The organism is Bradyrhizobium sp. MI1.11 (assembly GCF_055811255.1).
In genome coordinates this window covers 234005-246229 of sequence record NZ_JBVVPM010000003.1, presented here as the reverse complement: position 1 = coordinate 246229, position 12225 = coordinate 234005, and the positions used below count along the sequence as shown (strand labels likewise).

The window sequence follows — 12225 nt, the reverse complement described above, 5'->3', positions numbered from 1 at the left end:
GCGTCACCCTCCGATCTGGAAAGCTGCGGCAACCAGGAGGATCAAAATCTCGCCGGTCTGCTCGAACGCGCCGAGGATGTCGCCGGTCTGCCCGCCAATCTGGCGGATGGCAAGTCGCGCCAGCATCAAGCCGGCGAGGGAGAGCAGGATCAGGCTCACCAACGCCTTGCCGGGCCCAAGCGTGAGCGTGAGCGTGAGGATTCCAACAGCGAATGCGATCGCAACGCTGCCGCCCGGCGGTGATCCGGCGCTCGCCGATAGGCCATCAGGTCGCGCAGGTGCGACCTGCGACATGAAGGCCGGCAAGCCCGCGCGGGCCGCAGTATGCGCAGCGCACAGCGCGAGCGCGACCGCCCACGGATTGGCGATCGCCGCGAGCGCGCTCCAGCGCAGGCCGAACGACAGGATCAGCGCGCAGACGCCATAGGTGCCGATCCGGCTGTCGCGCATGATCTCGAGCTTGCGCTCGCGCGTGCGGCCGCCGCCGAGCCCGTCGGCCGTGTCGGCAAGGCCGTCCTCGTGCAGCGCGCCGGTGATAAGGGCGGTCGCGGCCAGCGCGAGCAGGGCGGCAAGGTTCGGTGTCAGACCGAACCGGCTCGCGACCTTGTAGACCAGGGCGCCGGCAAGGCCGACCAGCAGTCCCGCCACGGGCAGCGCCCAGGTCGCGCGCGCGACGGCGCCGTCAGCTGCGGGCTTCGACGGTGCCACGGGGAGGATCGTCACGAACGATGCCGCCATCCTGAGATCGGCGATGACGTCCTGCAAGAATTCGGCGCGCGGCATCATTTCAGTTTCATCGGTAGGCCGGCGACGATAAATTCGACCTCGTCGGCGACGGCCGCGATGGCCTGGTTCATGAACCCGGCGGCGTCGCGGAAGCTGCGCGCCAGCGCATTGTCGGGGACGATGCCGAGGCCGACTTCGTTGGTGACGAGAACGACGGGGCTTTTGAGCCGGGGCAGGGCACCGGCAAGCTCCTTGATCTCGCGTTCCCAGTCGCGCTCCGCATGCATGAGGTTAGAGAGCCACAGCGTCAGGCAATCGAGGAGCCGCGCGCCGCCGCCGTCGCTTGCGACCAGCGCGGGAACGAGCTCGAGCGGCACTTCGTGTTCGATCCAGTCGGTTCCGCGGCGCGCGCGATGCCTGGCGATGCGCGCCTCCATTTCGGCATCGAGAGCCTCGGCCGTCGCGACATAGACCGGCTGCCCAGGAAAGGCGCGCGTGCGCATTTCCGCACGCTTGCTCTTGCCCGATCGCGCTCCGCCCGTGATCAAGATGACGGCCATAAAGGTCTCCTGTAGCCCAGCACTAATCACCAAACGCAGCCAAAAACAAAGCCGAAATCCGCCAGCCGGGGGCTTGCGCTCTGGTCGTGGTTTGCGCAACAGGGGCGGGACAGGAGATCGGTGTGGGTTTTGCGGGTGCGATGGCGGTTGCGATGGTGGCGGATGCCCTGTTGGGCTGGCCGTCGTGGTTGTTCGCGCGCATCGGCCATCCCGTCACCTGGCTGGGCCGGCTGATCTCTGCCATCGACACCGCCTGGAATCGACCGTCCGATCCGCCGGCATTTCGCCGCGCCGCGGGTCTCGCCGGAGCGCTCGCGGTGATCGCGCTCTCGGTCGCGCTCGGCTGGGCGCTTCAGTCCCTGCTTCCCTTGGAGATCCAGGTCGTGCTGGTCGGCGTCCTCGCCTGGCCGCTGGTCGCGCTGCGCTCGTTGCTCGACCACGTTGCTGCCGTCGCAAATCCCATGCGGGCCGGTGACATCGCCGCCGCGCGCGACGCGGTCTCGCGCATCGTCGGCCGCGATCCCCTGACGCTCGACGAGGCCGGCATCGCGCGCGCGGCGATCGAGAGCCTCGCCGAGAATGCGTCCGACGGGATCGTCGCACCCGTGTTCTGGGGCGCGCTGTTCGGTCTTCCCGGCATTTTGGGTTACAAAGCGATCAACACGCTGGACTCCATGATCGGCCATCGCTCCGAACGCCACGAAGCTTTCGGCTGGGCCGCGGCGCGCATCGACGACGTCGCCAATTTCGTTCCGGCGCGGCTGACCGGATTTCTGTTCGTGCTGTTGGCGCCACGGCGATCAGAGGCGCTGTCCTGCATGACGCGGGATGCACGCCGTCACCGTTCGCCCAATGCCGGCTGGCCGGAAGCAGCGATGGCGGGTGCGCTTGGTGTGCGGCTCAGCGGTCCGCGGATCTATCACGGCAGCACCACGAACGAGCCATGGCTGAATGAAGGTGCGCGCGATCCGCTTGCCGCCGACATCGATCGGGGATTGACGGTCTACCGCCGCGCCATGCTGCTGCTCGCCGGCCTCCTTGCGATCCTGGCCTTCGCGTGAAAGAACAGCGCATGCGCGAGCACGGTGGAAATCTCGATCAGGCCCTGCAGCGGTTCGGCGGTCGCGCGGAGGACTGGATCGATCTGTCGACCGGGATCAACCGCCTGCCTTATCCCGTGGGCGAGGTGAGCTCGCGCGCGTGGAGCGCGTTGCCCTCGCGCGGCGAAATCGAGGCGCTGCATCAGGCGGCGCGGCACGCTTACCGCACGAGCGCGGCGGTTGTCGCGCTCGGCGGCGCACAGGCCGCGATTCAACTGCTGCCGCAACTCGCGCCGCCCGGCCGCGCGCGCATCCTCGCGCCGACCTACAACGAATATGCCGGGGTCCTCTCGGCTGCGGGCTGGGAGGTCCAGGAGGTCAGGGAGCTCGACGCACTGGCGGGCGCGGACCTCGCCATTGTCGTCAATCCCAACAATCCCGACGGCCGATGCCACACACCAAGGGATTTGCTGTCACTGCTGCCGCGCGTCGGCCGTCTCGTCGTCGACGAGAGTTTTGCCGATGTGGCACCGCAGCTTTCGCTTGCATCCGAGGACCGGCCGGGGCTGCTGATTTTGCGCTCCTTTGGAAAGTTTTACGGCCTTGCCGGCCTGCGGCTCGGCTTCGCGCTCGGCAATTCCTCCGACATCGCCAGGCTCGCATCGATGTCGGGGCCTTGGCCGGTCTCGGGACCGGCGATCGCGATCGGTTGCCGCGCTCTGCATGACGATGCCTGGGCCGAGGCCACGTCCGCGCGGCTGGCGCGAGACTGCGTTCGCCTCGACGGCATGGTGCGGTCGCAAGGCTGGACGCTCGTTGGCGGCACGCAGCTGTTTCGTCTCTACGAGACGCCTGACGCGCTTGCGGCGCAGGAGAGACTGGCGCGTCGCCATATCTGGTCGCGCGTGTTCGCGCGGGAGCCGACATGGCTGCGCCTCGGGCTTCCGGGCGGCGACTCCGAATGGACGCGCCTGGCCGAGGCGCTAGCGCGCTAGCGCGAGCAGGCCGTCGACGTCGAGATGTTGCTCGATGTGATCGGCAAGCGCATCGAGCGCACTCTCGACCCTGGCGTGATAGGGCTCGTTGCCTGCGGGAATGTCGAGCTTCGCCAAGAACGCCTTGCGGAAATCATCCGACGTGAACAGGCCGTGCAGATAGCTGCCCTGCACGCGTCCGTCGCGTGAGATCGCGCCTTCCAGTTCGCCGTTCAGCCTTGCGAATGGCCGCGTGCGATCCGGCCCATCGGTGCGGCCGATGTGGATTTCGTAGGCCTCGATCGGCTGATCCGTCGCGGCATGCACGGCCGCGACACGCGTCAGCGTCTTCTGCGGGGTCATCACCGTCTCGACGTCCAGAAGTCCGAGACCCGGTGTATCGCCCGCGGGTCCCTCGATCCCCTCGGGATCAGCGACGCTACGTCCGAGCATCTGATAGCCGCCGCAGAGGCCGAGCACATGGCCGCCTCTGCGGTAGTGCGCCAGGAGATCGATGTCCCAGCCCTGCGCGCGCAGAAAGGCGAGGTCGCCGCGCGTAGATTTCGAACCGGGAATGATGACGAGCCTGACGTCGCCGGGAATTGCCTCGCCCGGCCGCACCATCACGAGATCGACGCCAGGCTCGAGCTTGAGCGGATCGAGATCGTCGAAATTGGCGATCCGCGACAGCGCGAGACAGGCGATCTTGCATTGGCCCGGCTTGCGCGCATCGCTCAGGCCCAGCGCATCCTCAGCCGGCAGCTCGCCGGCGCGCGCGAACCAGGGCAGCACGCCAAAGCCGCGCCATGCGGTCTTTTCTTCAATCAGCTTATAGCCGTCGTCGAACAGCGTGGGATCGCCGCGGAACTTGTTGATGACAAAACCCTGGATCATCGCGGCATCATCCGGGTCGATCACCGCCTTGATGCCGACGAGTTGCGCGATGACACCGCCGCGGTCGATATCGCCGACCAGCACGACCGGCACGCCAGCCTTGCGCGCAAAACCCATATTGGCGATGTCGGCCTTGCGCAGGTTCACCTCGGCCGGGCTGCCGGCGCCTTCCACCAGCACGAGATCGGCGCGCGCCTTCAGCCGCTCGAAGCTCTCCAGCACGGCGCCCATCAATGACGGCTTCATCGCCGCATATTCACGCGCACGCGCGGTCGCGATGCGTTTTCCTTGCACGATCACCTGCGCGCCGACATCGGTCTCGGGCTTGAGCAGCACCGGGTTCATGTCGGTGTGCGGCTCGACGCCGGCGGCGAGCGCCTGGAGCGCCTGCGCGCGACCGATCTCGCCGCCGTCGACCGTGACGGCAGCATTGTTCGACATGTTCTGCGGCTTGAACGGGAGCACGCGCAGGCCGCGTCGCACAAAGGCGCGCGCGAGACCGGCGACGATGAGCGACTTGCCCACGTCCGAGCCGGCCCCCTGGATCATCAATGCGCGCGCCATCGCGAGTTTCTTAGAACTCGACGCCGGCTTGCGCCTTGATGCCGGAGCGGAAGGGATGCTTGATCAGCGTCATCTCGGTGACGAGATCGGCGATCTCGATCAGCTCGTCCTTGGCGTTGCGCCCGGTGAGCACGACATGCGTCATCGGTGGCTTCGAGGTCACCAGGAAATCGACGACTTCGGCGATGTCGAGATAGTCGTAGCGCAGCGCGATGTTGATCTCGTCGAGCACGACCATGCGGAGATTCTGGTCGAGGATCAGCTCCTTGGCCTTTTCCCAGCCGGCGCGCGCGGCTGCGATATCGCGGGCGCGGTCCTGCGTTTCCCAGGTAAAACCCTCGCCCATGGCGTGGAATTGGCAGAGGTCGCCGAAATGACCGGTGAGCATGCGGCGCTCGCCGGTGTCCCAGGCGCCCTTGATGAACTGCACGACCGCGCAGGGGAAGCCATGGGCGACGCAGCGGACGATCATGCCGAAGGCCGAGGACGACTTGCCCTTGCCGGCGCCGGTGTGGACGATGATGAGGCCCTTTTCGCCGCTCTTGGTCGCCATGATCTTGTCGCGGGCGACCTTCTTCTTCGCCATTTTCGAGGCGTGACGGGCGTCGGTTTCGTCGGCCGTCTGGGTATCCGGTTCGGACGTCATCGGACGGGGTCCTTCGGCTTGACAAGAGGCGGTCGGGGGCAAATGGTGACCCGGCGTTGGTTCCTGTCCTACGACAGGCGAAGAGGGAATGCGATAGGGTCCGAATCGGCAAGATTTGGTTCCAAAATGCAGCCGCCCCCGCGACCGTGACCGGAGAGATGCCCGAAGCCACTGACCCCTAGGGGATCGGGAAGGCGGGGATCGAAGGGGAAACCCTGCTCCGGAAGCCGGGAGACCTGCCAGCGCGGACGATTTTGGACCGGCGGACGGGGTGTTCCGCGACGGGGAAACGGACCTTCGCAAGAACGGTTCGTGGGCCTCATCGCTTCCCGCTGTTTATTCTGGAAGAAGCGATGACCGTCACACTTCATGTCTGCATCACCTGCCGCGCCGGCCAGACGCTTGGCGAGGGCGAGACGACGCCGGGTAAGCGCCTCCATGGTGCGATCCTCGAGGCCGGCGTGCCCGACGGCGTCAGCGTGGTTCCCGTCGAATGCCTGTCTGCGTGCAACCAGGGTTGCTCGGTCGCGCTCAGCGCGCCCGGCCGCTGGTCCTATGTTTATGGCCGTCTGTCGGATGCGAATGCGAGCGACGTGGTCGCGGGCGCCGCGGCCTATGCGGCCGCGCCCGACGGCCTCGTGCCCTGGCGCAGCCGCCCGGAGATCTTCCGCAAGCAATCGCTTGCCCGCATTCCCCCCATTCCCACCTTGGCCGTCGTGCCGGAGGCCGCCGAATGAATTCGCTCGCAAAAGTCCCGGTCACGGTCGTCACGGGCTTTCTCGGCTCCGGCAAGACCACGCTGATCCAGCATCTGCTTGCCAATGCCAACGGCAAGAAGCTCGCGGTGCTCGTCAACGAGTTCGGCAGCGAGGGCGTCGATGGCGAGATTCTGAAATCCTGCGCCGATGCGAATTGCCCGGAAGAGAACATCATCGAGCTCGCCAATGGCTGCATCTGCTGCACCGTCGCCGACGATTTCATTCCGACCATGGAGAAGCTGCTGTCGCGCCCGGTGCGCCCCGATCATATCCTGATCGAGACCTCGGGCCTGGCGCTGCCCAAGCCGCTGTTGAAGGCGTTCGACTGGCCGGAGATCCGTTCGCGGATCACGGTCGATGGTGTGATCGCGCTCGCCGACGCCGAAGCTGTCGCCGCCGGCCGTTTCGCGCCCGATCCTGACGCCGTCGAGGCGCAGCGTGCGGCGGACGAGAATCTCGACCATGAGACGCCGCTGTCGGAAGTGTTCGAGGACCAGATCGCCTGCGCCGACATCGTGCTGCTGACCAAGGCGGATCTTGCGGGCGCGGCAGGGCTCGAAGCCGCCAAAGCGGCGATCACCGCCGAGATGCCGCGCCGCGTGCCGATGCTGGCGATCACCGACGGCGCCATCGACGCGCGCCTCATCCTCGGCCTCGGTGCTGCCGCCGAGAACGATCTCGCCGCGCGTCCCTCGCATCACGACGGCGAGGAGGATCATGAGCACGACGATTTTGCGTCGGTCGTGATCGATCTTCCCGAGGTCACCGATATCGACGCGCTGGTTGCATCCGTTCAGCGGCTGGCGCGCGAGCAGAATGTGCTGCGCGTCAAGGGTTACATCGCGATGGAAGGCAAGCCGATGCGCCTCTTGCTGCAAGCGGTCGGCGAGCGCGTGCGCCACCAGTTCGACAAGCCCTGGGGCGCGGGTGCGAGGCAGTCAAAGCTCGTCGTGATCGGCGAGCACGGCGATATCGACGAGGCCGCAATCAAGGCGGGACTTGGTCTTTCAGGATCTGGTATCTGATGCACGTCGTCTTCCGCGAGAGCCGCGGTCTCGAGGAGACCGCGATACCAAGGGACATCGGCCAGGACCCGGCCGATCTCGTGGTGCTCTCGTATTCGGATTCCGATCTAGCGGCGTTCGCGGCCGGTTGGCGCCGTGGTCGCGACAGCCTGCCGTCGCTACGCCTCGTCAATCTCGCCGAACTGCGTCATCCGCTCTCGGTCGACACCTATATCGAGCGCACGCTTGCGCAGGCGCGCGGCATCCTCGTGCGTCTGATCGGTGGGGAATCCTATTGGCCATATGGGCTCGCGGCCCTGCAGCAACTCGCGAAGCAGCGCGGCATCGTGCTGGCCGTGCTGCCGGCCGACGGCCGCGATGACACGCGGCTGGATGCCTATTCGACCCTGCCGGTCTCGACATTGCGGCGGCTCAAGGTGCTCTGCGACACCGGTGGCCCTGTCGCGTCGCAAGCCGCAATCGCGCAGCTTGCGTTGGCTTCGGGCCTCTATGCGGGACCTATTATCGGCGAGATGACCGTGCCGGAGATGGGCTTTTACGATCCGGCGCGCGGTGTCATGGCGACGCCGCAGGCCCGCGAAGGGAAGCCGCACGCACTGGTGATCTTCTATCGCTCCTATCTCACCGCCGCGGACACTGGCCCGGTCGATGCCCTGATCGCGGCGCTGCGCGAGAAGGGGTTCGACGCGCACGGCGTCTTCGTCACCTCGCTGAAGGCTCCAGGCGTTGCGGATTGGTTGCGGGTGCATCTTGCGCAAAATCCTCCGGCCGCGATCGTCAATGCGACGGCGTTCTCGGCGATGAGCGACGACGGCACGACGCCGTTCGACGCCGCATCCTGCCCGGTGTTCCAGGTCGCGCTCTCCACGGCACGGCGCGAGGACTGGGCGAGCTCGCTCCGCGGCCTGTCGCCCGGCGACCTCGCGATGCATGTGGTGCTGCCCGAGGTCGATGGCCGCCTGTTTGCGGGCGTGGTGAGCTTCAAATCGGCCGCGATGCGCGATCCCGATTTGCAATTTTCGCATCTGGCACACAGGCCCGACGAGGAGCGCGTGAAGGCCGTGGCCGCGCGCGTTGCGGCCTGGCAGCGCCTTGCGGAGAAGCCGGCCGCCGAAAAGCGGATGGCACTCGTGCTCTCGAACTATCCGGGCCGCCCGCATCAGATCGCGCATGCGGTGGGGCTCGATGCGTTGGCCTCGGTCGAGGCTTTGGCGTCCGACCTCGCGGAGACCGGCTTCGATGTCGATCCGGTCCATGCGCTCGGTGAGACGCTGCTCAAGCAGACCTTGAGCTGGAGCGTTGCCGATTACCGCGCTGCGCTCTCGTGCCTTCCGCAAGTCCTGCAGGATGATCTCGCGCAAGCCTGGGGCGCGCCGGAGACCGATCCGGGTTGCGGCGACGGCGCGTTCCATTTCGCCGCGATTCCATGCGGCCGGTCGATCATCGCGGTTCAGCCGGAGCGCGGCGATGCGACCAGGCGCGATGCCGAGTATCACGATCTCGCCCGTACGCCGCGCCATGCCTATGTCGCGTTCTATCTCTGGCTCCGAGCGCAGGGCTGTGATGCCGTCGTGCACATGGGCGCGCACGGCACGCTGGAATGGCTGCCCGGAAAATCCGTGGCGCTGTCGCAGGCGTGCTGGCCGGAAGCCCTGATTGGCGATTTGCCCGTCATCTATCCCTTCATCGTCAACGATCCCGGCGAAGCCGCGCAGGCCAAGCGGCGCCTGGGTGGCGTCACGATCGGCCATCTGCCGCCGCAGCTCGCCGCATCGGCGGTGCCGGACGGGCTGCGCAGGCTCGAACAGCTCCTCGACGAGTACTCGACGGCCGATGGCCTCGATCCCGCCCGCCGCCAGCGTCTGATCGCCGCGATCCGCGACGAGGCACGCGCGGCTGGCCTCGAAGACGATCTTGGCCTCGATGCAGCGGCCGCACCGGCCGAAGCGATCCCGCGGATCGACCGCTTCGTCTGCGATCTCAAGGAAAGCCAGTTCGGCGACGGCCTGCACGTGTTCGGCCGCGGCGCCTGCGGTGAAGCGGAACGCGACGCGTTGCGGGCCGCGCTTGCAGGACGGCGCGTCGCGCCGGGGCCGTCAGGCTCACCGTATCGCGGCCGTCAGGACGTGCTGCCGACCGGGCGCAATCTCTTTGCCGTCGATCCGCGCGCGGTGCCGACGCCGTCCGCGCATGCGCAAGGCATCAAGCTCGCGGAAGAATTACTCCGTCGTCATCTGCAGGATCATGGCGACTGGCCGAAGGGCCTTGTCGTCGATCTCTGGGGCTCGGCGACGATGCGCACCGCGGGCGAGGAGTTTGCCATGGCGCTGCATCTGGCCGGCCTCGCACCGCGCTGGGATCATGCTTCCGGCCGTGTGACCGGCTACGACATCATCGCGCCTGCCGAGCTTGGCCGGCCCCGCATCGACGTCACGCTGCGCGTCTCGGGCCTGTTTCGCGACGTCTTCTCAGGCCTCGCGCAATTGTTCGAGGCGGCAGCCGAGGCGCTGTCGGCCCGCGAGGATGAGGGCGACGAAAATCCATATCGCCATCGCACATCGCGCGTGTTCGCCCCGCGTCCCGGACAATACGGCGTCGGCCTCTCGGCAATCCCGGACGACTTCACGCCCGAGACGCGCCACGCCGCCGGCGAAGCCTGGCTGTCGGCATCGTCATGGGCGTTCTCGGCGGACGGCGAGATCAGGCTCGATCGTGCCGGCATCGAGAAGCGGCTCGCATCCGCCGATGCTTTTGTTCACGTGCAGGATTTGCCGGAAACCGATCTTCTGCTCGCGGCCGACTATGCCGCGCATGAGGCCGGCATTGCGGCCGCCGCAGCCCATCTCGGCGCGACAGGGCCATCGCTCTATCATCTCGACGCGACGCGCCCCGAGCAGCCGCACGCGCGTACGCTGACCGAGGAAATCTCCCGTGTCGTCCGCGCGCGCGCGGCCAACCCGGCCTGGATCGCGGGCATGATGCGCCACGGTTTTCGCGGGGCGGCCGAGATCACCGCAACGCTCGAGCACATGGCCGCCTTCGCGCATCTGGCCGGCGCCGTGCCGCCGCATCTGTTCGACCTCTATTACGATGCGACGCTCGGCCATGACGACGTCCGCGCCTTCATGGCTCGCGAAAATCCGGCGGCACTCGCGGCGATGGAGACGTGTTTCGCGCGCCTGCATGAAGCCTCGCTCTGGCGGACGCGCCGCAATTCGATTGCGGCTGCGCTGCGGGAGGCGTCATGAGCGCTTCCGTGGTCAAGGGCTGGTGTCCCGGCGCGCTGCGCCCGATGCAATCGGGCGACGGGCTCGTGGTCCGCGTGCGTCCGTTCGGCGGCCGGCTCGAAGCTGCCCAGATATCCGGACTGGCCCATCTCGCCGAACGCCATGGCAACGGCCTGATCGACGTGACCAGCCGGGCCAATCTCCAGATCAGAGGCGTCAACGAGACCAGCCACAGGCTGCTGCTCGACGGCCTTGCGCAACTGGCGCTGCTCGACCCGGATGCTGAGACCGAATCCCGTCGCAACATCCTTGTGACGCCGTTCTGGCGTGCGGGGGACGCGACCCAATCGCTCGCCGCCGAGCTCGAGGAGGCGCTCGCTGACAGCAAGCTCGAACTTCCAACCAAGTTCGGCTTCGCCATCGATGACGGCACCTCACGCGTGCTTGCGGGCGATTCCGCCGACGTGCGGATCGAGCGCGATCGTTCCGGCGGCCTGCTGGTGCGGGCTGATGGCGACAAACTTGGCCGCTCCGTCGCGCGTGGCGAGGCCGTGACCACCGCGCTCGCATTCGCCGACTGGTTCGTGACCTCAGGCGGCGCCAGAGGGGGGCGAGGGCGGATGGCGGCGCATCTTTCAGCCGGTGCAATCTTGCCGGCGGCATTGCGCGGCGAGGCCGAGCCGGCGCCGATCATGGCCACGGCGCGTCCCGGCCTCTATGCGCAAGGTGCGATGGTCGGGGTCGCCTTCGGGCAGATGGCGCATGCGACGCTCAACCAGTTCGCCGGTTGCGGACATGCGCTGCGCATGACGCCATGGCGGATGGTTTTGAGCGAAGGCAAGCGCGCCATGCCGAACGTGACCGGTCTTATCACCGAGGCCTACGATCCCGCACTGCGCGTCATCGCCTGCAGCGGCGCGCCACGCTGTCGCGAGGCGCATGCCGATACGCGTGGCCTTGCCGCGGCCCTGGCCCCGAACATCGGCGCGGCCGCACGGCTCCACGTCTCCGGCTGTGCCAAGGGCTGCGCCCATTCCGGTCCCGCCGCCATCACTCTGGTCGCGACCGGCGCCGGCTTCGACCTCGTGCGCGCCGGGTCGACACGCGATGAGCCCATCCTGCGGGGGCTGAACCGCGACGACATCGTCGGAAATCCCTCCATCCTGATGGGAGGGCACTGATGCCGCATACTTACGAGACTGACGGCGCTGCGATCTACCGGCAGTCCTTTGCGACCATCCGGGCCGAAGCCGATCTTGCGCGCTTCACGCCGGACGAGGAGCAGGTGGTGGTGCGGATGATCCATGCCGCCGGCATGGTGGGCCTCGAAGCGCATATCCGCTTCACATCGGGCATGGCGGCCGCCGCACGCGCGGCCCTGCAGAAGGGCGCACCGATCCTGTGCGACGCGCGCATGGTCTCCGAAGGAATTACGCGGGCGCGGCTTCCCGCGGCCAACGCCGTCATCTGCACGCTGGGCGACGAGACCGTTCCCGCGCTCGCGCAGTCCATGCGCAACACCCGTTCGGCCGCGGCCCTGGAGCTATGGCGCCCGCATCTCGACGGCGCGATCGTGGCGATCGGCAACGCGCCGACCGCGTTGTTTCATCTCCTCAACATGCTGGAGGACCGGAGCTGCCCGCGGCCCGCGGCGATCATCGGCTGTCCCGTCGGCTTTGTCGGCGCGGCCGAATCGAAGGCGGCGCTGATGGCCGATCCGAAGGTGCCGGCGCTCACGGTCGAGGGCCGCCTCGGCGGTTCCGCGATCACGGTCGCCGCCGTGAACGCGCTGGCGAGCCGGAGCGAATAGC

11 protein-coding genes and 1 riboswitch are annotated in these 12225 nt (G+C 67.5%); of the genes, 7 read left to right on the top strand and 4 right to left on the bottom strand.

What is annotated here, in order from left to right:
• Nucleotides 1–3 precede the first annotated feature (3 nt).
• On the bottom strand, nt 4–786 hold the full coding sequence (gene cobS / locus AC0L30_RS04680; RefSeq protein ID WP_354127534.1) for an adenosylcobinamide-GDP ribazoletransferase: 783 nt from the start codon (nt 784–786) through the stop codon (nt 4–6).
• Complete coding sequence (gene cobU, locus AC0L30_RS04675) at nt 783–1286, bottom strand: bifunctional adenosylcobinamide kinase/adenosylcobinamide-phosphate guanylyltransferase (protein WP_473403882.1); 504 nt, start codon at nt 1284–1286, stop codon at nt 783–785. Before cobU ends, cobS begins: the two co-directional genes overlap by 4 nt.
• Before the next feature lie 122 nt (nt 1287–1408).
• On the opposite strand from cobU, the gene cbiB reads away from it, so the two are divergent.
• Both cbiB and cobD read left to right on the top strand, forming a co-directional pair.
• A complete protein-coding gene (cbiB, locus tag AC0L30_RS04670) occupies nt 1409–2347 on the top strand; it encodes an adenosylcobinamide-phosphate synthase CbiB (protein ID WP_473403881.1) in 939 nt (312 codons plus the stop codon).
• A gap of 11 nt (nt 2348–2358) precedes the next feature.
• The gene (gene cobD / locus AC0L30_RS04665; RefSeq protein WP_473403880.1) at nt 2359–3321 is read left to right on the top strand and encodes a threonine-phosphate decarboxylase CobD; all 963 of its coding nucleotides are present in this window, start codon (nt 2359–2361) and stop codon (nt 3319–3321) included.
• Here the strand turns inward: cobD and AC0L30_RS04660 are convergent.
• Nucleotides 3310–4758 (bottom strand): cobyric acid synthase, encoded by a 1449-nt coding sequence (locus AC0L30_RS04660; RefSeq protein ID WP_473403879.1) that lies wholly within the window; start codon nt 4756–4758, stop codon nt 3310–3312. The two genes, cobD and AC0L30_RS04660, sit on opposite strands and share 12 nt — an antisense overlap.
• Nucleotides 4759–4768: 10 nt before the next feature.
• A complete protein-coding gene (cobO, locus tag AC0L30_RS04655; protein ID WP_007593167.1) occupies nt 4769–5404 on the bottom strand; it encodes a cob(I)yrinic acid a,c-diamide adenosyltransferase in 636 nt (211 codons plus the stop codon).
• A 40-nt stretch (nt 5405–5444) separates the two neighbouring features.
• Nucleotides 5445–5662, top strand: a riboswitch (cobalamin riboswitch).
• Nucleotides 5663–5757: 95 nt separating this feature from the next.
• Between cobO and AC0L30_RS04650 the strand changes: the two genes are divergently transcribed.
• From AC0L30_RS04650 to AC0L30_RS04630, 5 genes are read left to right on the top strand one after another with little or no spacing between them, the layout of a single operon-like run.
• Nucleotides 5758–6141, top strand: a complete 384-nt coding sequence (locus AC0L30_RS04650) for a DUF1636 domain-containing protein (RefSeq protein ID WP_354127539.1) — start codon at nt 5758–5760, stop codon at nt 6139–6141.
• Entirely contained in the window at nt 6138–7187 is a 1050-nt protein-coding gene (cobW, locus tag AC0L30_RS04645; protein ID WP_219681027.1) for a cobalamin biosynthesis protein CobW, read from the top strand. Before AC0L30_RS04650 ends, cobW begins: the two co-directional genes overlap by 4 nt.
• Nucleotides 7187–10435, top strand: a complete 3249-nt coding sequence (gene cobN / locus AC0L30_RS04640; protein WP_473403878.1) for a cobaltochelatase subunit CobN — start codon at nt 7187–7189, stop codon at nt 10433–10435. The genes cobW and cobN overlap by 1 nt, the downstream gene beginning before the upstream one ends.
• Nucleotides 10432–11595, top strand: coding sequence for a precorrin-3B synthase (gene cobG / locus AC0L30_RS04635; RefSeq protein ID WP_473253387.1), 1164 nt, complete (start codon nt 10432–10434; stop codon nt 11593–11595). Before cobN ends, cobG begins: the two co-directional genes overlap by 4 nt.
• Nucleotides 11595–12224, top strand: coding sequence for a precorrin-8X methylmutase (locus tag AC0L30_RS04630; RefSeq protein WP_473253386.1), 630 nt, complete (start codon nt 11595–11597; stop codon nt 12222–12224). Before cobG ends, AC0L30_RS04630 begins: the two co-directional genes overlap by 1 nt.
• Nucleotide 12225: the final 1 nt, after the last annotated feature.